At 67.8% G+C, this 20,206-nt stretch carries 20 protein-coding genes and 4 tRNA genes; 4 read left to right on the top strand and 20 right to left on the bottom strand.

What is annotated here, in order from left to right:
- Positions 1 to 34: 34 nt before the first annotated feature.
- From Q0A34_RS00245 to ruvC, 8 genes are all read right to left on the bottom strand, one after another.
- Positions 35 to 577, bottom strand: a complete 543-nt coding sequence (locus Q0A34_RS00245) for an adenine phosphoribosyltransferase (protein ID WP_291477307.1) — start codon at positions 575 to 577, stop codon at positions 35 to 37.
- On the bottom strand, positions 570 to 2,405 hold the full coding sequence (locus Q0A34_RS00240) for a peptide ABC transporter (protein WP_291477305.1): 1,836 nt from the start codon (positions 2,403 to 2,405) through the stop codon (positions 570 to 572). The genes Q0A34_RS00245 and Q0A34_RS00240 overlap by 8 nt, the downstream gene beginning before the upstream one ends.
- 16 nt (positions 2,406 to 2,421) lie before the next feature.
- Positions 2,422 to 3,654, bottom strand: a complete 1,233-nt coding sequence (gene secF / locus Q0A34_RS00235; RefSeq protein WP_291477304.1) for a protein translocase subunit SecF — start codon at positions 3,652 to 3,654, stop codon at positions 2,422 to 2,424.
- A gap of 2 nt (positions 3,655 to 3,656) precedes the next feature.
- Positions 3,657 to 5,555: a protein translocase subunit SecD gene (gene secD / locus Q0A34_RS00230; protein ID WP_291477302.1), complete on the bottom strand. Its 1,899-nt coding sequence runs from the start codon at positions 5,553 to 5,555 to the stop codon at positions 3,657 to 3,659.
- 158 nt (positions 5,556 to 5,713) lie between these two features.
- A complete protein-coding gene (gene yajC / locus Q0A34_RS00225) occupies positions 5,714 to 6,172 on the bottom strand; it encodes a preprotein translocase subunit YajC (RefSeq protein ID WP_291477300.1) in 459 nt (152 codons plus the stop codon).
- Between the two features lie 28 nt (positions 6,173 to 6,200).
- Entirely contained in the window at positions 6,201 to 7,205 is a 1,005-nt protein-coding gene (gene ruvB / locus Q0A34_RS00220) for a Holliday junction branch migration DNA helicase RuvB (protein ID WP_291477354.1), read from the bottom strand.
- An 89-nt stretch (positions 7,206 to 7,294) separates the two neighbouring features.
- Positions 7,295 to 7,915: a Holliday junction branch migration protein RuvA gene (gene ruvA / locus Q0A34_RS00215; RefSeq protein WP_291477298.1), complete on the bottom strand. Its 621-nt coding sequence runs from the start codon at positions 7,913 to 7,915 to the stop codon at positions 7,295 to 7,297.
- On the bottom strand, positions 7,912 to 8,421 hold the full coding sequence (gene ruvC / locus Q0A34_RS00210; RefSeq protein ID WP_291477352.1) for a crossover junction endodeoxyribonuclease RuvC: 510 nt from the start codon (positions 8,419 to 8,421) through the stop codon (positions 7,912 to 7,914). The genes ruvA and ruvC overlap by 4 nt, the downstream gene beginning before the upstream one ends.
- A 214-nt stretch (positions 8,422 to 8,635) precedes the next feature.
- On the opposite strand from ruvC, the gene Q0A34_RS00205 reads away from it, so the two are divergent.
- On the top strand, positions 8,636 to 9,079 hold the full coding sequence (locus Q0A34_RS00205) for a DUF3817 domain-containing protein (RefSeq protein WP_291477297.1): 444 nt from the start codon (positions 8,636 to 8,638) through the stop codon (positions 9,077 to 9,079).
- A gap of 35 nt (positions 9,080 to 9,114) precedes the next feature.
- Here the strand turns inward: Q0A34_RS00205 and Q0A34_RS00200 are convergent, their stop codons facing one another.
- The 12 genes from Q0A34_RS00200 to Q0A34_RS00145 all read right to left on the bottom strand — a co-directional run bounded on the left by Q0A34_RS00200 (position 9,115) and on the right by Q0A34_RS00145 (position 19,515).
- Positions 9,115 to 9,867, bottom strand: coding sequence for a YebC/PmpR family DNA-binding transcriptional regulator (locus Q0A34_RS00200; RefSeq protein WP_291477296.1), 753 nt, complete (start codon positions 9,865 to 9,867; stop codon positions 9,115 to 9,117).
- An 82-nt stretch (positions 9,868 to 9,949) separates the two neighbouring features.
- Positions 9,950 to 10,609, bottom strand: a complete 660-nt coding sequence (gene pdxT, locus Q0A34_RS00195) for a pyridoxal 5'-phosphate synthase glutaminase subunit PdxT (protein ID WP_291477293.1) — start codon at positions 10,607 to 10,609, stop codon at positions 9,950 to 9,952.
- Positions 10,610 to 11,512 (bottom strand): acyl-CoA thioesterase II, encoded by a 903-nt coding sequence (locus tag Q0A34_RS00190; RefSeq protein WP_291477291.1) that lies wholly within the window; start codon positions 11,510 to 11,512, stop codon positions 10,610 to 10,612. It abuts the gene before it with no gap.
- Complete coding sequence (gene pdxS / locus Q0A34_RS00185) at positions 11,513 to 12,421, bottom strand: pyridoxal 5'-phosphate synthase lyase subunit PdxS (RefSeq protein WP_291477350.1); 909 nt, start codon at positions 12,419 to 12,421, stop codon at positions 11,513 to 11,515.
- A gap of 102 nt (positions 12,422 to 12,523) precedes the next feature.
- Positions 12,524 to 13,000, bottom strand: coding sequence for a hypothetical protein (locus tag Q0A34_RS00180; protein ID WP_291477290.1), 477 nt, complete (start codon positions 12,998 to 13,000; stop codon positions 12,524 to 12,526).
- Complete coding sequence (locus Q0A34_RS00175; RefSeq protein WP_291477288.1) at positions 12,997 to 14,160, bottom strand: glycosyltransferase family 4 protein; 1,164 nt, start codon at positions 14,158 to 14,160, stop codon at positions 12,997 to 12,999. The genes Q0A34_RS00180 and Q0A34_RS00175 overlap by 4 nt, the downstream gene beginning before the upstream one ends.
- Positions 14,157 to 15,143, bottom strand: coding sequence for a phosphatidylinositol mannoside acyltransferase (locus tag Q0A34_RS00170; RefSeq protein WP_291477286.1), 987 nt, complete (start codon positions 15,141 to 15,143; stop codon positions 14,157 to 14,159). Before Q0A34_RS00170 ends, Q0A34_RS00175 begins: the two co-directional genes overlap by 4 nt.
- On the bottom strand, positions 15,136 to 15,837 hold the full coding sequence (gene pgsA / locus Q0A34_RS00165; protein ID WP_291477284.1) for a phosphatidylinositol phosphate synthase: 702 nt from the start codon (positions 15,835 to 15,837) through the stop codon (positions 15,136 to 15,138). Before pgsA ends, Q0A34_RS00170 begins: the two co-directional genes overlap by 8 nt.
- 62 nt (positions 15,838 to 15,899) lie before the next feature.
- Positions 15,900 to 16,448 carry an HIT domain-containing protein gene (locus Q0A34_RS00160; protein WP_363316408.1) on the bottom strand — a complete coding sequence of 183 codons (549 nt, stop codon included), beginning with the start codon at positions 16,446 to 16,448 and terminating at the stop codon, positions 15,900 to 15,902.
- On the bottom strand, positions 16,432 to 18,510 hold the full coding sequence (thrS, locus tag Q0A34_RS00155; RefSeq protein WP_291477281.1) for a threonine--tRNA ligase: 2,079 nt from the start codon (positions 18,508 to 18,510) through the stop codon (positions 16,432 to 16,434). The genes Q0A34_RS00160 and thrS overlap by 17 nt, the downstream gene beginning before the upstream one ends.
- 118 nt (positions 18,511 to 18,628) lie before the next feature.
- A complete protein-coding gene (locus Q0A34_RS00150; RefSeq protein WP_291477280.1) occupies positions 18,629 to 19,273 on the bottom strand; it encodes a copper resistance CopC family protein in 645 nt (214 codons plus the stop codon).
- A gap of 170 nt (positions 19,274 to 19,443) precedes the next feature.
- Positions 19,444 to 19,515 (bottom strand) — tRNA-Val (locus Q0A34_RS00145).
- 351 nt (positions 19,516 to 19,866) lie between these two features.
- Here Q0A34_RS00145 and Q0A34_RS00140 point away from each other — a divergent pair.
- The 3 genes from Q0A34_RS00140 (at position 19,867) to Q0A34_RS00130 (ending at position 20,160) form a co-directional block, all read left to right on the top strand.
- A tRNA-Gly gene (locus Q0A34_RS00140) sits at positions 19,867 to 19,939 on the top strand.
- Between the two features lie 69 nt (positions 19,940 to 20,008).
- Positions 20,009 to 20,080, top strand: a tRNA-Cys gene (locus Q0A34_RS00135).
- An 8-nt stretch (positions 20,081 to 20,088) separates the two neighbouring features.
- A tRNA-Val gene (locus Q0A34_RS00130) sits at positions 20,089 to 20,160 on the top strand.
- Positions 20,161 to 20,206: the final 46 nt, after the last annotated feature.

The following is a 20,206-nucleotide window of genomic DNA, read 5'->3' as shown; positions in this document are numbered from 1 at the left end:
TTTCCCTACTGTGTGCAGCGTGTGAACGACAAGCCTACTGCCCGCGGGAAACCACGTACAACGGTAGGTCCCCCAAACGTTTCGCCCCCTCAAGTTCCTGCACCTCCAGGGCCACCGCCACACCGGCGATCAGTGCGCCCGCGTTCTCCAGCAGCGACCGCGCCGCGACCAGCGTCCCGCCGGTGGCGAGGACGTCGTCGACGAGCAGGACCCGCCGGCCGTGCAGGTCGAGCCCCTCCGAAGGGATCTCCAGCGCGGCGGTGCCGTACTCCAGGTCGTACTCCTGACGGATCACCGGCGGCGGCAGCTTGCCCGCCTTTCGCAGGGCGAGGACACCGACACCGAGTTCCAGGGCCACCGCAGAACCGAGGAGGAACCCACGCGCGTCCAGTCCCGCGACGACGTCGACGTCGAAGTCGCGGCAGACCTCCGCCATTTCGGTGACGATGGTGCGGAAGGCCGCGCCGTCCGCCAGCACCGGTGTGAGGTCCTGGAACACGATCCCGTCACTCGGGAAGTCGGCCACCAGACGTGTCTTCGCTGCCAGGGCGGTCCTCGCGTCAGGGTAGTCACTCATCGTCCCGGTCCTCTTCTCTGCTCGTCGTCGGTACCGACGTCGTGGGGAAGTCCGGCGAAGCCCACCGGTCCATGTTCCAGCTCATCCCGGTCTCGCCGGGGTTGTCGACGACATTCGACAGCCCCTGGTCCACCGCCACCGACCGTGGTTCGGCGGTGAGCGGCACCGTCGTCGCCACGTCGGCCAGCGTGTGTTCCGCGTCGCGCAGCTGCCGGGCCGTCGCGGTTCCCGAGGCACCGGAGGACGCGGGGAGCGACACCTCCGGGTTCTGTCCGAACGCCGACCGGGTCTCCAGAAGCACGTCGTAGTCGGAACCGAGTTCGCCGAGGTCGTCGACTCCCAGCGGCACCGGCTCCACCGTCACCCCGGCCTTCGCGCAGGAGTCGACGAGGGTGTCGACCATGGCGGAGTACCGGGCGACGTCGGCGAAGTAGCCGACCCGCACGGTGGTTCCGCCGAGACGGTCGGCCGTCGGCCCTGTGTCGGTGTTGTTGTTGCGTGCGGCGACGTCGCCGAGATTCTCGCCCACCTGGGAGCCGGGGGCCACGATACGGAACGGTGCCTCGTCGACGGAGATACCCGACTCGGACTTCACCGCCTCCGCCATCGCGCGACGGTCCACGCACCGGGCGAAGGCCTGCCTGTCCTCCCTGGACCCGAAGACCCCGGAGTCCGACAGTGTCAGGCTGTCGACACGTGTCCCGGAGTCCCGGGTCACGGCGAAACGGCCCGAGACATCGTCGGAGTCGGACAGGTCCGGGGCTGTCTCGTCGGTACCGGCCCGGATACCCTCGCCGTCACCGGAGCCGTCCCCGTCCGGGCTCTCCGACTCCCCCGTCGACGGGGCCGACGGTTCGGCGGCCCCCGTCTCGGACGGGGCTTCAGCGGTGTCCGACCCCGGGTCGGCCTCCGCAGTATGGGAGGCGGCGAGGCCCGCGCCGACCGGATCGGTCTCCGGCGGGACGTCGGCGACATAGAGCTGGTAGTCGGCGGCGAGCTTCTCGAAGTCCGGCCCCTCGATCCCGGCGCCGGGACCCGACCACATCACGACCTCGTCGAGACCGGGCCGCACGCCGCTCCATTCCGGGTTCACCGACAGCACCAGCGACCCGTCCTCCCCACGGGAGGCCACCCGGAACGGACCGTAGGTGGGGACCTCCGCCGGATCGTTCTCGGCGACGGTGAAGGTGGAGGACCACTCCCGCCCCAGATCCGCCAGCTGGCCGGGGTCACCGGAGTCGATCGCGCCGACCACGTCGTCCACACCCGCACGTTGACCGACCGTGTGTGAGGGAAGGACCTCGCCGACACTGAACAGTTCGCGGTAACGGCTGCCCATCCCCCGGTCGAACTCGATACTGAAGTCACGCTCACCGGCGTCGCAGGTGACGTCCTTCACCCGCGCCGTCAGGCCGAGGTCGGAGGAGAACAGGTCCGGGTGCTTCGCGGCGACCCAGGTGAGCAGGAAGTCGTCACAGACCACCGGCGCCCCGTCCGAGTAGGTGGCGGTGTCACTGATGCGGTAGTTGACGACGTCACCGTTGTCGCGCGACGGCGTGGCCGTCACCAGGTCGGTGTTCGGCAGAAGCCGCCCGTCCGGCCCGGTGAGGTAGGCGCCCGGGTAGAGCCGGGCGGACACCTTCGCCGCATCCGTCGCCGCACCGACGGTGCTCGCGGCGTTCAGGGTGACGATCGGCCGCGGGAGCGCGTACCCGAACAGCGGGTCCGACGCGTCCTCCACGCCGTGGTCGGAGGTGCAGGCGACCAGCACGGAGGTGAGGGCTGCCACTGTGAGCAGGGCCGCCGGTCGGCGGAGTGCACGCGTCATCGTTGTCTGACTTCCTCTACATGCCGGGCCGCCAGGTGCGGCCCCTGTCCCAGTCATTTCCGCCGGCGGCGCCGTCGGGTCCGTCACCGTTGCCACGGAAACGCGGCGGCAGGGTCACCGTGCGCTGCCGCGCGCCGGTCCCGTCCGTGTCTCCGGTTTCTCCGTTCCCGGCGCCGGCAGGACCGTCACCGTCGCCTGCGTCGACGGCCGCGTCATCGGAACCGCGCCCTGCGGCGAGCTCACGGGCGCGGGCCACCTTACGGTCGTGCTCGACCATCTTCTTCTGCCGGCTCTTCAAGGTGACGAGCAGCGGTGCGGAGAAGTAGATCGAACTGAAGGTACCGGCGATCACGCCGACGAACTGGACCAGCGCCAGATCCTTCAGCGTGCCCACTCCCATCAGCCAGACGGCCACGACCAGCAGTGAGGCGATCGGCACCACGGAAAACAGCGAAGTGTTCAACGACCTCATCACGGTCTGGTTGATAGCCAGGTTCACCTGCTCGCCGTAGGTGGAGCGGGTCGAACTGAACACGTCCTGGGTGTTCTCGTGGACCTTGTCGAACACGATCACCGTGTCGTACAGCGAGTAGGCCAGGATCGTCAGCAGGCCGATGATCGTCGCCGGGGACACCTCGAATCCGACCAGGGAGTAGATCCCGGCGACGAAGATTCCGTCCAGGATCAGGCTGACGATCGCGGAGATCGCCATGTCCCGCTCCATCCGGATCGTGATGTACACGAAGACGATGACCAGGAAGACCACCATGCCGATGATCATCCGCTGAGTCACCGACTGCCCCCACGACTCGGAGACCGTGGAGTCGCTGATGGCGTCGGGGCTCGGCTGACCTGAGTGGTCGGACGGTTGGAACTCCTCGTAGAGAGCCACCCGGGCTTCACGGATCTGCTCGTCCGAGAGCCGCTCGGAGGCGACCTCGATGCTCCGGCTGTTGCCGGAACCGACGGTCTGCACGGACTGCGGGGTGACACCGGTGGCGTCCTCGACGACCTGGGTCACCGAAGACTCGGTCGCACCGTTGGCCGGTGGCATGGTCATCTTCGTGCCGCCCTCCAGGTCGATGCCCAGGGTGAATCCCTTCAGGGCGATCACCAGGAAGCACAGCAGGGTCAGCAGGGCGTAGATCCAGTACCACTTGCGGCGCTTGGCCACGAAGCCGAAGCCGGCTTCGCCGTTGTACACCTTCTCGAAGAAGCCGGCGGGCTTGGGAGCGGTCGTCGCGTTCATGCTCACTGGTCCTTTCCGTTCTCAGTTGAGGACGCAGGGCCGTCCTGCGGGGTGCCGTCCGGGCCGGGGTCGGTCCCTCCGGAGGTGGACGCCATTGCCCCGGTTTCCTCCCCGGCTTCTCCCCCGGTCTGGTCGGCGGACTGTCCGGCATGGAGTTCGCCGGCGCGGCGGCGTTCCGCCGAGCGGAAGGCCGAGTGCAGACCGTTGAGCTTCGGCGAGGCGAACTTCTCGGAGCGGGACATAAGGATCACCAGCGGTGCGGTGACCAGGAAGGCGATGACGACGTCGAAGACGGTCGACAGGCCCAGGGTGAAGGCGAAGCCCTTCACGTCGCCGACGGCGACGAAGTACAGGACCAGCGAAGCGACGATCGAGACCACGTTTCCGGTGATGATCGTCGTACGCGCCCGCTTCCAGGCGCGCGGCACCGCCGACCGGAAACTGTGGCCCTGCTGGATGACGTCCTTTATTCGTTCGAAGTAGACCACGAAGGAGTCCGCCGTGGTACCGATGCCGATGATCAGGCCGGCGATGCCCGCCAGGTCGAGGCTGTAGCCGATCCAACGGCCGAGCAGCACGAGGGCACCGTAGATCAGCACACCCGAGGCCACCAGGGAGAACACGGCGACCACACCGAACCCGCGGTAGTAGATCAGCGACCAGACAGCCACCAGCACCAGGCCGACCAGACCGGCGATCAGACCGGCCTGCAGAGAGGCGGTACCCATCGTCGGAGAGATCGTCTCGGCGGTACCGCCCTGCTCACCGTTCTCACCGGTGAAACTGAGCGGCAGCGCACCGTAGCGCAGGTTGTTGGCGAGGTCGGAGGCCTCACTCTCGGTGAAGTCACCGGTGATCTCGGAGTCACGGCCCGGAGGCGTCGGGTTCTGCATCACCGGTGCGGACAGCACCTGGCTGTCGAGGGTGATCGCCACCTGCTTCTGCGCGTACTCCTGGCCGATGCGCTGCCAGGTCTCGCCACCCGGGGTGGCTTCACCGGTCTTGAACCGGAAGGTGATCTTGATCTGACCGGACTGGGAGTCCAGCCCGCCGAAGATCTGCGAGTTCGTGTCGATCATGTCGCCGGTCAGACGCGTGCCGTGCTCCTCGTCCTCCTGGCCGTTGAGCAGCGGTGCCGGTTCCAGCAGGATCGGCTGACCCTCACTGCAGCTGACCAGGGGCTTGGCCGGGTCATCTGCACCGGCCAGCGGATCGGTGTCAGCGGAACAGGTCATGAGGAAGGACGCGGCGATCTGGGTGTTCGTGTCCTCGGACTGGCGGTCCTCGCGCAGGACGTCGGTGATCTCCTTCCGACGGTCCGCCTCCTCGATCGAGTTCGCCGGATCCTCGGGCGCCTTCGCGCTGACCTTGAGGTCGCCGGGGGCGGGCATCCCCATCTGCTCCAGCGTCGACGAAGCGGTGTCGAGCTTCTCGTCGGCCTCCTCGGCGGTGAGGATGCCGGTGCTCACCCACTTGTCCGCCATCTTCGTGAGCACGTCCTCGAGGCCGTCCTCGGGCATGCCCCCCTCCATCACGGGACGGAAGAGGAGCTGGGAGGTCTGGCCAAGGCTGCGTGCCTCTGAGGAGTCCTCGCCGGGAACGGTGATCACCAGCGAGTCACCGTCGGAGACGACCTGGGCACCGGTGACGCCCATGCCGTTGACGCGGTTCTCCAGGATCCGGCGGGCCTGGTTGAGCTGGTCACTGGTGGGCTGCTCTCCCTGAGGCACCAGGGTCACCCTGGTACCTCCCTGGAGGTCGATGCCCAGCTTCGGCGTGGGACTCTTGTCTCCCGTGAGGAATACGAGGCCGTAGATGATGACCACGGCGGCGACGAAGAGCAGCAGCGCCTTCTTGGGCCACGTTCTGGCACGCGCGGCCGTTGAGCCCTGTGAACTCACTCGGGTTACTCCTGAAGTCTCGGGGATGTCGGCGATGTGGACATGAGAAAAGAACCACCGCCGTGTCGACGAATGAGTCTAGACCCTCTGTCTGTCAAAGAGGGTCCCGGCGGTGCACTGTGGGGACGAACATGCTGCGGACGGACGCCGCCGCGGTGTCAGGACTTCGGCGTGTCACCGTTGTCGCGGTCCTCGGAGTCGTCGTCGTGACGGTCCTCGAACGGTGCCACGGTGTCGAAGTCCTCGAAGGTGGACTCCTCGACCTGCGACCCGTCGTCCCGGTTGTCGCCGGTGTTCTCGGCGTACCCGGAAGGCTCGGAAGCTTCGGAGGCCTCGGAGGCCTCGGGGTGTTCGGCCTCAGGGGTCTCCACGAGCTTCAGCACGGCACTGCGGTCCCAGGTGGTGGTGACCCCCGGCGCAACCTCCACGTCGACGGTGGTGGTGCCGACCTCGGAGATCCGTGCGTGGATCCCGGAGGTCATCTGCACGATCATCCCGGGCTCCAGCTGCGCCTGGAAGGACTTGATCTCGTTGATCTGCTTCGACTGCTTGCGCATCGACAGGACAGGCAGACCGAGAAAAACCAGGACGATGAGAATGAGAAGGATGAATTCCATGCCGCCAGTCTGCCATACAGGGCTTTTGTCACCTGTCAGCCGGTTGCTCCAACCCGAGGTGACGCCACGCCGCCGGTGTCGCCGTGCGCCCACGGGGCGTGCGCGACACCATGCCGGCACGGACGAGGTAGGGCTCGCAGACCTCCTCCACGGTGGTGGACTCCTCCCCCACCGCGACGGCGAGGGTGTTGACCCCCACCGGCCCACCGTTGTGCCCGCGGATGAGGGCGTCGAGCACCGCACGGTCGAGCCGGTCGAGACCGAGTTCGTCGACGTCGAAGATCTCCAGCGCCGAGCGTGCGACAGCCACGGTGATGATGCCGTCGGCCTCCACCTCGGCGTAGTCCCTGACACGCCTGAGTAGCCGGTTGGCGATACGGGGCGTCCCTCGGGACCGCGAGGCGATCTCCACGGCGGCGTCGTCGGTGACCGTGACCCCCAGGATCCCCGCCGCACGGGTGACCACCCGGGTGAGGTCAGGGGTGTCGTAGAACTCCATCTGCGCGGTGAAACCGAAACGGTCGCGGAGGGGGCCGGTGAGCATCCCCGCCCGCGTGGTGGCGCCGACGAGGGTGAACTGGGGCAGCTCGATGGGGATCGACGTCGCCCCCGGGCCCTTGCCGACGATGACGTCGATACGGAAATCCTCCATCGCCATGTAGAGCATCTCCTCGGCAGGCCGGGCCATCCGGTGGATCTCGTCGATGAACAGCACGTCGCCCTCGATGAGGTTGGACAGCATCGCCGCCAGGTCGCCGGCGCGTTCGAGGGCAGGACCCGAGGTCATCCGCACCGAGGAACCGAGTTCCTGGGCGATGATCATCGCCATCGTCGTCTTCCCCAGGCCAGGTGGGCCGGCGAGCAGGACGTGGTCCGGTGCCACCCCGCGGGCCTTGGCACCTCCGAGGACCAGGTCCAACTGGCTGCGGACCTTGGGCTGGCCGATGAACTCACGCAGCGACCGGGGGCGCAGTGAGAGCTCGGCGTCTCCCTCGCCGGGCTGCGGGGACGGTGACAGGTCTCCGCCAGGCAGGCCCTGCGATGCCGCCGGGCGGGTCGGAGATGTCGCTCCGGTGTCGAATTCGGTGCGCTCGATGTCGCTCACGGTGCCCTCGTCCTCCCCTACCGTCGTCCGCCGAGTCGTGCCAGTGCCTGGCGCAACAGGGTGGCGGTGTCGAGCCCGCCGGTGTCTCCTAGTTCACGCAGTGCACCCTCGGCGTCACGTTCGGTGAAGCCGAGTCCGGTCAACGCCTCGACGACCTGGCGGCCGGTACCCCCTGCGGCGTCGTCGACGGACCCGGTGTCCTGGCCGGGGGCGGGTGAACCGTCCGGAGCGCCGGCGTAGCCGTCCAGCTTGCCCTTGAGGTCCACCGCCATACGTTCCGCGAGCCGTTTGCCCACGCCGGGGGCCCGCTGCAGGGCCTTCACGTCACCGTCGGCCACCGCCCGGGAGAGTTCCGCAGGGGTGAGCACGGACATGACCCCCATCGCCAGTCGGGCACCTACCCCGGAGACCGACTGGAGCAGGCCGAATACCTCGCGTGACGCGACGTCGGGGAAGGCGAACAGTGTCTGCGAGTCCTCGCGGACCACCATCGTGGTCAGCACGGACACCTCCTCACCCCGCGGCAACGTCGCCAACGTCGGCGCCGTCGCCTGGCACAGGTACCCGACACCGGCGCACTCGATCACCACGGAATCGAGTCCCTTGTCGATGACGGTACCTCTCAACGAAGCGATCACTGTGCACTCTTCCTCTCTGATACCTCTGTCACCAGCGCCGAGAACGGCGCACGCCAGCAGTGGCACACCGCCAGCGCCAGCGCGTCGGCGGCGTCCGCCGGCCTAGGTGGTTCCGACAACCCGAGGATACGGGTGATCATGCTCGTCATCTGACGCTTGTCCGCCCGTCCGTTGCCGGACACGGCCTTCTTCACTTCGCTGGGGGTGTACTGGTGGACCGGAAGGTCGCGCCGCGCCGCGCTGAGCATCAACACCCCGACCGCGTGTGCGGTGTTCATCACCGTGGACACATTGCCCCGTTCGAAGACCCGTTCAATGGCCACGACGTCCGGACGGTAGTCGTCCATCCAGCTCTCCACCGCGTCCGACAGACGGCGCAGCCGCACCGGGAGAGCCTCCTCCGCCGGTGTCCGCACCACTCCGACGGCGACGGGTACCACCGACCGGCCCTGCCCGGAACGCACCACCGACAGTCCACACCGGGTGAGACCCGGGTCGATGCCCATCACCAGGGAACCGTCGGTGCGAGATCGTGTTGCCACCGTCCGGTACCTCCTCACCTTCCGCCGCCTGTCTCCGCTGTTCGCCGCCGGTACCGCGGTACAGGCTCTGCAGTGCACGAATATAGCACACATGTGCGAACGGGCCGGCAAGGCGCACCCGCCGCCGGCGTAGTGGACTTAGTAGTTACGTATCCGGTTCAGGTAGCATCACCCTTCGATGACACCTCTGAAAATATACCGGACCACCGCCATTGTCGAAGCCGTGACCTGGGGACTCCTGATCCTCGGGATGATTCTCAAGTACACCGGCGTCACCGAGGCCGGCGTCACCGCCGCCGGACCCGTCCACGGCCTCGCCTTCCTGGCGTTCGTCGTGGTGACCGTATTGGTGTGGGTCAACAACCGGTGGAGTGCCGGGCAGGGCCTGCTCGGACTGTTCTCCGCCGTGATCCCCTTCGCCACCGTCCCCTTCGAGAAGGCCGTCGCCCGTCGGGGTGGCCTCGACGGCCCCTGGCGCACAGAGGCAGCGGCGGACGCCCCGCTGAAGGACCGACTGCTCGCCGTCCTGGTGGGACGTCCCTACGCCTCCGCCGGCACACTCACGGTGCTGGTTCTCGTCGTCTTCGGCGCGCTCCTCGTCGTCGGCCCGCCATTCGGCTGAGCCGACTCCCCCTCCTCCCGGAAGGGGACGACCGCTCAGGCGTCGAGTTCGGCGAGGACCTCCTCGGAGAGGTCCATGTTGGTGAAGACGTTCTGCACGTCATCAGACTCCTCGAGCGCGTCGATGAGACGGAAGATCTTCTTCGCCCCTTCCGCGTCCAACGGCACCTCCACATCGGCCCGGTAGTCCGGGTCGGCGGAGTCGTACTCGATACCGTTCTCGACCAGCGCTTCGCGCACCGTGGTCAGGTCGGAGAGCTCGCAGACGACCTCGAACTTCTCACCGAGGTCGTTGACCTCCTCGGCGCCCGCCTCAAGCACCGCCATGAGGACGTCGTCCTCGGTGTTTCCCCCCTTGTCCAGCAGGATGACACCCTTGCGGTCGAACAGGTAGGACACCGAGCCCGCGTCGGCCATGTTGCCGCCGTTCTTGTTCATGGCGGTGCGCACGTCGGTGGTCGCACGGTTTCGGTTGTCGGTCAGGCACTCGATCAGCACCGCGACACCGTTGGGCCCGTAACCCTCGTAGACGATGGTCTCCCAGTCTGCGCCACCGGCCTCTTCACCGGAACCGCGCTTGCGGGCACGCTCGATGTTGTCGTTGGGCACCGAGGCCTTCTTGGCCTTCTTGATCATGTCATCGAGGGTCGGGTTGGCCGCCGGGTCCCCACCGCCGGTCCGTGCCGCGACCTCGATGTACTTGATCAGCTTCGCGAACTCCTTGCCCCGCTTGGCGTCATTCGCAGCTTTCTTGTGCTTGGTTGTCGCCCATTTCGAGTGGCCGCTCATCGTCTACCTGATCTCCCTTTGTCGGGTGCTTGACGAACCCATGATAGTGCACCGGGACGATTCGGCGGTCCACCGCACCGCGTCAGGAGCGAATTGTGCGGTGCGCGGCCACCATCCGGAGAAAGAGACGGTGCAGCCGGTCGTCACCGGTGAGCTCCGGGTGGAAGGACAGACCCAGCACCTGCCCCTGGCGCACCGCCACGACCGCGCCGTCAGCCGGACCACCGTCGGCCACCCTGGCGAGCACCTCCACCCCGGGCCCGACCCGCTCCACCCACGGCGCACGGATGAAGACCGCGTGGACCGGAACGTCCCCGGCGTCGCCTTCGTCGCCTTCGTCATTTTCGTCACTGAGCCCGGCGACAACGAGGTCCGTCTCGAAGGAGTCGACCTGGCGTCCGAAGGCGTTGCGTCGCACGGTGACGTCCAGCGCCCGGAGGCAGTGGGCGTCGGCCCTTGTGTCGAGTACCTCAGAGGCGAGCAGGATCAGCCCGGCACAGGTGCCGAAGCACGGCAGGCCGTCCCGGACAAGGGTCCGTAGAGGGTCCAGCATCCCGCCGAGCTCCAGGAGCTTCGACATGGTGGTGGACTCACCACCCGGGAAGACGAGGCCGTCGAGCCCGTCGAGATGTTCTCGCCGACGGACCAGACGGGTCCGCGCCCCGCCGCCCTCCAGCATCCGGACGTGCTCGGCCACACCGCCCTGTAGAGCCAGGACTCCGATCAGTGGATTCCCGGTCACCTACTGCCCCTGCAGATCCGTCTTGATGGGCACCGACTGCCGGCCCTCGGCCAGGGTCCTGGTCAGGCCCTCCTGGGTCACCGAGGCCACCAGGTCTCCGGCCTGGTTGAAGATCCGCCCGGTGGTCAACGCCCGGCCGCCGTGGGCGGACGGCGAAGACTGGTCGTAGAGCAGCCACTCGTCCGCGCGGAACGGACGCATGAACCACATGGCGTGGTCCAGCGACGCCTCCTGAACCGGCTCGTTCTCGTGCGGGACGAGCGCGGACCCCAGCAGCGTCATGTCCGACATGTACGCCAGCGTGCAGATGTGGAACTTCTCGTCGTCAGGCAACGGCACCTTGGACTTGAACCAGACCACCTGTTGCGAGGCCGCCCCGGGGCTCTTCTCCCACATGTCCGGCGGGACGATCCGGATGTCCCAGTCCTCCCAGTCCTTGGCGAAGGCCCGCCCGAGTGTGCGTCCACGACCCTTCGCCGGGTCGATCTCCTCCGGCGGCGGGACCTTGCGCACGAGATCGGAGTGCTCCGGACCCTCGTCATCGCGGACGTGGAAACTCGCCTGCATGATGAACAGTGTCCGACCGTCCTGGACGGCGCGCACCGAACGCACCCGGAAGGAGCGGCCGTTACGTACCTCATCGACGAGGTACACCGTGGGACGGTCCGAGTTCCCCGGCCCGACGAAGTAGCCGTGCAGGGAATGCACGCGGTACTCGGGCCCCACCGTCCTGGTCGCGGCGACCAACGACTGTGCGGCGACCTGGCCGCCGAACGTCCGTGACAGCGCAGACGGAATCACCTGCCCCCGGAAGATCCCCGGCTCGATCTGTTCCAGGTCGAGCACGTCGGTGATCCGGGGCCGGCGTCCGTTGAGCGCCTGCCCATCAGCACCGGATGACATCTACCAGCCCCGCTCTGCCAGACGGTGCGGCTCCGGGATCTCGTCGACGTTGAGCCCCACCATGGCCTCGCCGAGGCCACGGGACACCGAGGCCACAGTGGCCGCGTCCTCGTAGTTCAGGGTCGCCTGCACGATCGCGCGGGCACGCTTCTCCGGGTCACCGGACTTGAAGATCCCGGAACCGACGAAGACACCCTCGGCGCCGAGCTGCATCATCATCGCGGCGTCCGCCGGGGTGGCGATGCCACCGGCGGTGAACAGCACCACCGGAAGCTTGCCGTTCTCGGCGACCTCGCGGACCAGCTCGTAGGGGGCCTGCAGTTCCTTGGCCGCCACGTACAGCTCATCAGGGGCCATGGAGGTCAGCCGGTTGATCTCGGCACGGATGGTGCGCATGTGGGTCACGGCGTTCGACACGTCACCGGTGCCGGCCTCACCCTTCGAGCGGATCATCGCGGCACCCTCGTTGATGCGGCGCAGGGCCTCACCCAGGTTCGTCGCACCGCAGACGAAGGGGACGGTGAAGTCGAACTTGTCGATGTGGTTGGTGTAGTCCGCCGGGGTCAGCACCTCGGACTCGTCGATGAAGTCCACGCCCAGGCTCTCCAGGACCTGCGCCTCGACGAAGTGGCCGATACGGGCCTTCGCCATGACCGGGATGGTCACGGCCTCGATGATGCCCTCGATCATGTCGGGGTCGGACATGCGGGACACGCCACCCTCGGCGCGGATGTCGGCAGGCACGCGCTCCAGGGCCATCACGGCGGTGGCGCCGGCGTCCTCGGCGATCTTCGCCTGCTCCGGAGTGACCACGTCCATGATCACTCCCCCCTTGAGCATGTCGGCGAGGCCGCGCTTCACGCGACCGGTTCCCCTGGCACCGACGGTGTCGGCACTGTTCTGCGTCATCATGACCTCTGATTCTCGAGTGATCTCGGTAGCCTAATGGTGATCACCGCGCATTCTACCGCGCGAGACAGACCATGCTGTCCACAGGGTCGCGGGTCCGGTTCAGACGGATCCGTCGCCCACCGACATCGCCTCGTAGTACGACGGCAACGGCGCCGACCCGGCCAGCCTGAAGGCCCGGACGACCGGGCGCTTACGCAGGTCACGGGTGTCCCCGACGGCGTCGTTGTAGAACCTCGCGGCGATGTCCACCTTCACCGACGCCTCGACGAAGGCCGGGTTGGTGAGGTCCTCGTCGCTGAGCTGCCGCAGGAGCACGTTCTCCGCGTCCGAACGGGCGTCCATGTCCGAGGCCCTCAGGGCCACGGCCGTGGTCCGTCCGGCCGCCCGCACCAGCTCGGGGTGGATCGCGGACACCACGGCCGACCGCGCCTGCAGGGCCCCCTCCAGGCTGAGTCGCGCCGCGTCGGTGCGGATGTGCAGCCGGTTGAGCCTGGAGGCCGTCAGTGACAGCCACAGCCCGAGAAGCGCGGCCAGCGCCACCACGATGACCAGGACCAGTGCCCACAGGGGGATCATGACCGCCTCACCTTCCGCCCCTCGGTGACCACGGTGTCGTAGACCCGTTCGACCTGGGTGGTCACCCGGTCCCAGTCGAAGTCCCTGCTGCGTTCGTGGCCGCGCCCCACGAGGAGCTCCCGGCCGGCGTCGTCGGTGAGGATGTCGGTGACCGCCCTCGCCAGGGCCCTGCGTGAACCGTTGGCGAACAGCCGGCCCGCGTACCCGTGGTCGGTGACGGCGGCGAAGGCGGGGATGTCACTGGCGACGACCGCCGCGCCGGCGGCCATCGCCTCCACCAGGACGATGCCGAAGCTCTCTCCCCCGGTGTTCGGCGCCACGTAGACGTCGGACGCGGCCAGGGCCGCAGCCTTGTCCGCCTCGCTGAGCCGGCCGAGGATGCGGACGGTCGCCCTCTGGGCGCCTGGATCCCCCACCCCCTCGACGTAGCTCACCCCGCTCTTGCGCAGCATCTGGGTCAGCTCGGCGATGTCGCCGCCACCGACCACCACGACCTCGACGTCCGGCACGTCCCTGACGATCGCCGGCAGTGCCCGCAGCAGCAGGGGGAGCCCCTTGCGCGACTCGGTGAACCGGCCGAGGAACATCACCCGGGGCCGGGACGGGTCGAGCTCCGGCATCGGTTCCGCCCCACGGTAGGCGCCTGTGTCCACGCCGTTCGGGATGAGAACGGGGTCGCCCGAGAGCATCTCCACCTGCCACCTCCGCGCCTCCTCGGACACGGCGATGCCGCCCTGGATCCGTTCCAGGAACGGTCGGAGCACAGGCAGGAAGATCCGCAGGATCAGCGACTCGCTCGCCGACGCGTGGTACGTCGCCACGATGGGCCCGTCGGCCTTCGCCAGGGTGATCATCGAGTAACTCGGGGAGTTCGGCTCGTGGATGTGCACCACGTCGAAGTCATGACGGTCGATCCAGTCCCCGAGATGGCGCCAGGTCGACGGGCCGAAGGCCAGGCGCGCCACGGACCCGTTGTAGGGAATGGGGATCGCCCCTCCACCGAGCTCCACGAACTCCGGGACGTCGGCGTCGCTGCCACCGGGTCCGATGAGGCTGACCTCGTGACCGCGGCGGATGAGCTCGGTGCACAGGTCGACGGCGTGGATCTGGACGCCACCGGGCTCGTCGAAGGAGTACGGGCAGACCATGCCGATCTTCATGAGGAACTCTTCCCCCGCCCCTGTCCACCGGGCCGCCCGGCGGGCTCCTCACGCGGTTCAGCGTCGGTGTCCAGCCCGAGACGCCGACGGCGCGACTCCGACAGGTCGGAGAACCACAGCGGCTGCAGCATGTGCCAGTCCACCGGGGCGGCGGCGATGTTGCGGGCGTAGATGTCGGCCTGCTGCTGGACGATGTCCTCCAGAGGCGCCGTGGTGTCGAGTTCCTCACTGAAGCTGGACCGCCAGCCGTCCCCGTCGAAGGAGGAGTGGTAGACCATCAGCGTCGCCCCCGTCTCCTGCGCCAGGCGTGCCGCGCCGGCGGGCATGGAGGTGCGCTCACCGAAGAACGAGACCTCGACGCCGCGCCCGGACAGGTCGCGTTCGCCCAGCAGGCAGACGACCCCACCGGCCTCGAGGACCTCACGCAGACGCGCGAACGGCGGGGCCTCACCACCGGAGAGCGGCAGTACCTCGAAACCGAGCGACTCCCGGTACTCCACGAAAGCCTCGAAGAGGCTCTCCGGCTTCAGCCGTTCCGCGACCGTGGTGAACTGTCCGGCGTGGTCGACGAGCCACACCCCCGCCATGTCCCAGTTACCGGAGTGCGGAAGGCTCAGCACGACGCCCCTGCCCCGGGCGATCGCCCGGTCGAGCCGCCGGACGTCGGCCTCGTCGAATCCGGCGTCGACCTTCGCCGCAAGCTCTGGCCCGGCCATGCCGGGCAGCTGGAAGGCCTCACGCCAGTACCGCATGTACGACCGCATGGAGTCGCGGACCAGCTCCCTGGTGACGTTCGCGTCACCGACGACACGCCCGAGGTTGGCCCGCAGCTGTTCGGGGCCACGCCCGCCGCCGGAGACCCGGTCCGCCAGCCAGGTGAACAACCGGTCGGCGGCACCGGCGGGCAGCCGGCGGGTCGCCGCCCACCCGAGCCGGTAGCCCAGGGCGCTCAGCCGCTCGGTGAGGGTGCCGGAGTCACTCATGGGCCCTGCCTTCCGCTTCCGTGGACTCTACGGTGTCGCCACCGTCGAAGCTCCTGGCACCGGTGGGCGGGGCGATGCGTTCCGAGGCGGCGTCAGACCGGGAGACGATCACCAGCCGCTCGAAGACGGTGTACACCGAGCCGACGGCGAGGATGATCAGCCCGGCACCCAGGATGTAGGGCACACCGAGCCCGGAGACACCCAGGGAGACCAGACCGATGATCAGCCGCTCCGGGCGTTCGATCAGACCACCGTCGACCTTGATCCGGGAGGCCTCGGCACGCGCCTTGACGTAGGAGGTCACCTGGCTGGCGATCATGATCACCAGCGCGGCGGCGAACAGCCCCTTGTAGGGCTCGTGGGAGTGCTGGAACGCCATCCACCAGGCGATGGCGCCGAAGAGCACTCCGTCGGTGATGCGGTCACAGGTGGCGTCGAGGGTGGCCCCGAACCGGGTGCCTCCGCCGAGCATCCTGGCCATCGTCCCGTCGATCATGTCGGTGGCGACGGTGATCCCCAGAAGGACCCCGGCGAGGAAATGGTGGCCGGTGGGGATCAGGGTGACGGCCAGGACCACGGCGACCGTCGTCGAGGTGACCGTCACGGTATTGGGGGTGACACCCCAGTTGACCAACCGTCGGGCGATCGGTTCGATGACCACCGCCGCCGGCCGGCGTCCACGAACGCTCAACATGTCTCAGGTCTCCTTGCCGTGCTTTCAGGCTTCATTGTCGCCGATATTCTCTCAGTTCGCCGTCAGTCGAGCTGTTGCCACGCCGTGGCGAGCAGTTCCCTGGTCTCACCCAGAAGCTGGATCAGAACCTTGGACCCGGACAGGACGGTCATGAAACTGGTGTCCCCCTGCCACCGAGGCACGATGTGCTGGTGCAGGTGGCCGGGCACGGAGCCCCCGGAGGCGCGTCCGAGGTTCATCCCCACGTTCAGCGCGTCCGGCCCGGAGACCGCCCGAAGAACGCGGATGGCCTTCTTCGTGAACTCAGCGAGTTCCCGGGTCTCGGAGTCGGTGAGGTCCTCGTACGACGCCACCTTCCGGTACGGCAGCACCATCATGTGCCCGGGGTTGTACGGGTAGAGGTTCAGTATGCAGAAGACCTCTTCCCCGCGCGCGACGATCAGCGCGTCCTCGTCGGACTTCGACGGCAGGTCGATGAACGGGTCGTCGGGGTCGGTGCCGCCGTCGCCGCCGGACGCACCGTCCGCCCCCTGCTCGCCGAGGTAGGCCGAACGGTACGGCGCCCACAGGCGGGCGAGACCGTCCGGGGAGACGTCAGCTGAGGTCGCCAATGTTCTCTCCACTCGGCTGCTCGTTACGACGTGCGCGGACCCAGTCGGTGATGATGCGGACCGCGTCCGCCCGGGGCACGCCGTTGACCTGACTGCCGTCGAGGAACCGGAAACTGACCGCACCTGCCTCGACGTCGCGTCCGCCGGCGAGCAGCATGAACGGGACCTTGCCGGTGGTGTGGTTGCGGATCTTCTTCTGCATACGGTCGTCGGAGGTGTCTACAGCTGCGCGCACACCCTGGCCACGCAGTTCGGCGACGATGTCCTCCAGGTAGCCCACGAACTCGTCGGCCACGGGGATGCCGGTGACCTGGTGAGGGGCGAGCCAGGCCGGGAATGCGCCCGCGTAGTGCTCCAGCAGCACGCCGAAGAACCGCTCGATCGACCCGAAGAGGGCCCGGTGGACCATGATCGGCTGCTTCTTCGTGCCGTCCGACGCGGTGTACTCCAGGTTGAAGCGCTCGGGCATGTTGAAGTCCAGCTGCACGGTGGACATCTGCCAGGTCCGGCCGATGGCGTCCCGCGCCTGGACGGAGATCTTGGGGCCGTAGAACGCCGCGCCCTCCGGGTCCGGGACCAGCTCCAGACCTGAACGGGTGGCCACCCGGCGCAGGGTCTCGGTGGACCGTTCCCAGATCTCGTCGGACCCCACCGACTTCTTCGGGTCGCGGGTGGAGAGCTCCAGGTAGAAGTCGTCCAGACCGTAGTCGCGCAGCAGGGAGATCACGAACTCCAGCACCGAGGTCAGCTCGTCCTCGAGCTGGTCCTCCGTGCAGTAGATGTGGGCGTCGTCCTGGGTGAAGCCACGGGCACGGGTCAGCCCCTGGATCACACCGGACTTCTCGTAGCGGTACACCGTGCCGAACTCGAACAGGCGCAGCGGCAGTTCACGGTAGGAGCGTCCCCGGGAATCGAAGACCAGGTTGTGCATCGGGCAGTTCATGGGCTTGAGGTAGTAGTCCTGCGGCTGCTTGGTGCAGTTGCCGTCCTCGTCCCATTCCCCGTCGGCCTGCATCGGGGGGAACATCGCGTCCTTGTAGAAGCCCAGGTGGCCGGACCGCTCGTAGAGGTCGTCCTTGGTGATGTGGGGGGTGTTGACGAAGGAGTAGCCGGCCTCGATGTGGCGACGGCGCGAGTGCTCCTCCATCTCCAGGCGGATGATGCCGCCGTCCGGGTGGAAGACGGGCAGACCGGAACCGAGGTCGTCCGGGAAACTGAACAGGTCAAGCTCCTGACCCAGACGGCGGTGGTCTCGCTTCTCCGCCTCCGCGAGCATGTGCTGGTACTCCTCCAGCGCCTCCTTCGACTCCCAGGCCGTTCCGTAGATGCGCTGCAGGTCCTCGCGGGACTGGTCACCACGCCAGTAGGCGGCCGAGGAACGGGTGAGCGCGAAGGCCGGGATGTACCGGGTGGTGGGGATGTGCGGGCCACGGCACAGGTCCGACCACTCGACCTCGCTGGTACGCGGGTTGACGTTGTCGTATGCGGTGAGTTCGCCGGAGCCGACCTCAGTCGCCTCGTCCGAGTCCGGGTCGACATTGCCCTTGTCCTGGATCAGCTCGAGCTTGAAGGGTTCCGCGGCAAGTTCGTCGGCCGCGGCCTCCGCCGACCCGTAGACACGCCGTTCGAAGCGCTGGCCGGACTTGATGATCTTCTTCATGCGCTTCTCGAGGGTCTTGAGGTCCTCCGGCGTGAACGGTTCGTCGACCTGGAAGTCGTAGTAGAAGCCGTTCTCGATCGCCGGCCCGATGCCGAGCCGGGTGCCGGGGAACTCCTTCTGGACGGCCTGCGCGAGGACGTGGGCGCAGGAGTGCCGGATCACGGCACGGCCGTCCTCGGTGTTCGCGGCGACAGCAGTGACCTGGGTGTCGGTCTCCGGGACGTACGCCAGGTCCCTCAGGGACCCCTCGCTGTCCTTGACGCAGACGATCGCGTCGACGCCCTTGTTGGGCAGTCCCAACGGACGCATCGCGGCCCCTGCCGATTCCCCGGCGGGGACGGTGAAGGTCACAGGCGCCTGCGCGGCGGATTCCTGTGCGGCGTCCAGTGCTGATTCACTCACGGGTGGTGTGCTCCTTACACGGAAGATGATGACGGTCACATACCTGGTGACAGTCAGAAGTCGAGCACTACCTTACCTGCCGCCGGACCGTCGGCGGCCACCCGGTGGGCACGGGGCGTCAGGAATCGTCGGACGACAGGTTCCGGAACCGGGCGACCGCGAGCACCAGTGCACCCAGGACCACGATCACACCGGCGATCGCCATGACGGGTGTCGCCCACGACGGCAACCCCTGTCCGTCGCCGGACTCCCCTTCCGCCGGAGCCTCACCGGTCACGGCACCTCCGGTGGAGCCGCCTGCGGCTCCCGCGCCGGTGTCCAGGGTGAAGGTGTAGCTGCCGCGCGTGGCGTGTCCGTCGGAGGAGGTGATCTGGTAGCCGACCGTGTACTCGCCGTCCGGCATGTCGAGGTCGTCGGGGAGGCCCAGGGTCAGCATGTGGCCGTCGATCTCGGGCTCGTCGCTGACCAGCACGTCCCCGTCCTGTGACAGTGCCACGGTGTTGAATTCCTCACGCGGGATACCGGAGAACTCGAGCTCGATCGAGTCCGGCGCCTCACTGACCGTGCTGTCCTGCTCCGGGGTGGACCCGACCATCGCGTCGTGGGCCGCCGCCTCCGGCAGCCCGGGGGAGGCTCCCCCACCGATGATCACCGGGGCGCCTGCCAGGGCCAGTGCCACGGCCGGCGCGAGGACGAGGCCGCGTCCACCTGCGCCTCGCGGGGAGGCCGGTCGGAGCAGACGACGGGAAGGGAGGCGGAACATTGCGGTCCTTTCACTCGACGGGCACCCGGGCTGACGTGTCCGCGGGCGCAGAACCCCAGCCTAACCGGGCGAATGCCCGGAACACCCTCCGCTGTACGGCACCACCCCCGGGCATGCACGACGCCCCCGGAGTCACTGTGCGGTGCACGGCGACGCCGGGGGCGTGGATGTGGTCCCAGCTGGGATCGAACCAGCGACCTTTCCGGTGTGAACGGAACGCTCTTCCACTGAGCTATGGGACCTCGGTGGAACGAGAGGTAATCTATCACCCCGCGCACCGGTGTGCGCAACTTGGCACGTCACAGTGGGAAATCTGGGCGCCCGACGGCACCGGAAGGACGGGGTGTCGCCGTCTCGCCGGTCTCTCCCGACTTCCCCGGCCCGCTACTCAGTTCCCCACCCTCCACGACATGACTCCCCGACCCCTCGAACCTGACGACGACCCCGACGGCGGCACTGTCGGACAGGTGAATGACAACGGTGGGGTTCACCGCACCTGGCCCGATCCACTCTTCTGCCCGTCTACCTGGGTGTTTGTGCGCGGAGACCGAAACCTATAGAGTTCTGGGTCGCACCGGTACTACACGGTGCTTGCGGATGTAGCGCAGTTGGTAGCGCATAACCTTGCCAAGGTTAGGGTCGCGAGTTCGAGTCTCGTCATCCGCTCTGGTCCTCGTTTTCTCCTTCCGGGTCCCAACCGGTAGGGTCGGGACCTGCACGAGGCGGAGACGCCACGGTGGAATGGCTGAGTGGCTTAGGCAACGGTCTGCAAAACCGTGTACACGGGTTCGATTCCCGTTTCCACCTCGCACCACGCGCGTTTAGCTCAGCGGGAGAGCGCTTCCCTGACACGGAAGAGGTCACTGGTTCGATCCCAGTATCGCGCACGGACAGTCCCCCACGGGGCTGCTCAACAGCAGGACAATGCGGATG

This window comes from Corynebacterium sp. (assembly GCF_022712195.1).
Lineage (GTDB): Bacteria > Actinomycetota > Actinomycetes > Mycobacteriales > Mycobacteriaceae > Corynebacterium.
Note: the sequence above shows the minus strand (reverse complement) of the source record. Positions and strands in the feature narration are given on the sequence as shown.

What these genes read in the sequence shown, in the direction of transcription:
- Q0A34_RS00245 (WP_291477307.1), bottom strand. Translation starts at nt 577, where the DNA reads ATGAGTGACTACCCTGACGCGAGGACCGCCCTGGCAGCGAAGACACGT.
- Q0A34_RS00240 (WP_291477305.1), bottom strand. Translation starts at nt 2,405, where the DNA reads ATGACGCGTGCACTCCGCCGACCGGCGGCCCTGCTCACAGTGGCAGCC.
- secF (WP_291477304.1), bottom strand. Translation starts at nt 3,654, where the DNA reads ATGAACGCGACGACCGCTCCCAAGCCCGCCGGCTTCTTCGAGAAGGTG.
- yajC (WP_291477300.1), bottom strand. Translation starts at nt 6,172, where the DNA reads ATGGAATTCATCCTTCTCATTCTCATCGTCCTGGTTTTTCTCGGTCTG.
- ruvC (WP_291477352.1), bottom strand. Translation starts at nt 8,421, where the DNA reads ATGGGCATCGACCCGGGTCTCACCCGGTGTGGACTGTCGGTGGTGCGT.
- Q0A34_RS00205 (WP_291477297.1), top strand. Translation starts at nt 8,636, where the DNA reads ATGACACCTCTGAAAATATACCGGACCACCGCCATTGTCGAAGCCGTG.
- Q0A34_RS00200 (WP_291477296.1), bottom strand. Translation starts at nt 9,867, where the DNA reads ATGAGCGGCCACTCGAAATGGGCGACAACCAAGCACAAGAAAGCTGCG.
- Q0A34_RS00190 (WP_291477291.1), bottom strand. Translation starts at nt 11,512, where the DNA reads ATGTCATCCGGTGCTGATGGGCAGGCGCTCAACGGACGCCGGCCCCGG.
- pdxS (WP_291477350.1), bottom strand. Translation starts at nt 12,421, where the DNA reads ATGACGCAGAACAGTGCCGACACCGTCGGTGCCAGGGGAACCGGTCGC.
- Q0A34_RS00180 (WP_291477290.1), bottom strand. Translation starts at nt 13,000, where the DNA reads ATGATCCCCCTGTGGGCACTGGTCCTGGTCATCGTGGTGGCGCTGGCC.
- Q0A34_RS00175 (WP_291477288.1), bottom strand. Translation starts at nt 14,160, where the DNA reads ATGAAGATCGGCATGGTCTGCCCGTACTCCTTCGACGAGCCCGGTGGC.
- Q0A34_RS00170 (WP_291477286.1), bottom strand. Translation starts at nt 15,143, where the DNA reads ATGAGTGACTCCGGCACCCTCACCGAGCGGCTGAGCGCCCTGGGCTAC.
- pgsA (WP_291477284.1), bottom strand. Translation starts at nt 15,837, where the DNA reads ATGTTGAGCGTTCGTGGACGCCGGCCGGCGGCGGTGGTCATCGAACCG.
- Q0A34_RS00150 (WP_291477280.1), bottom strand. Translation starts at nt 19,273, where the DNA reads ATGTTCCGCCTCCCTTCCCGTCGTCTGCTCCGACCGGCCTCCCCGCGA.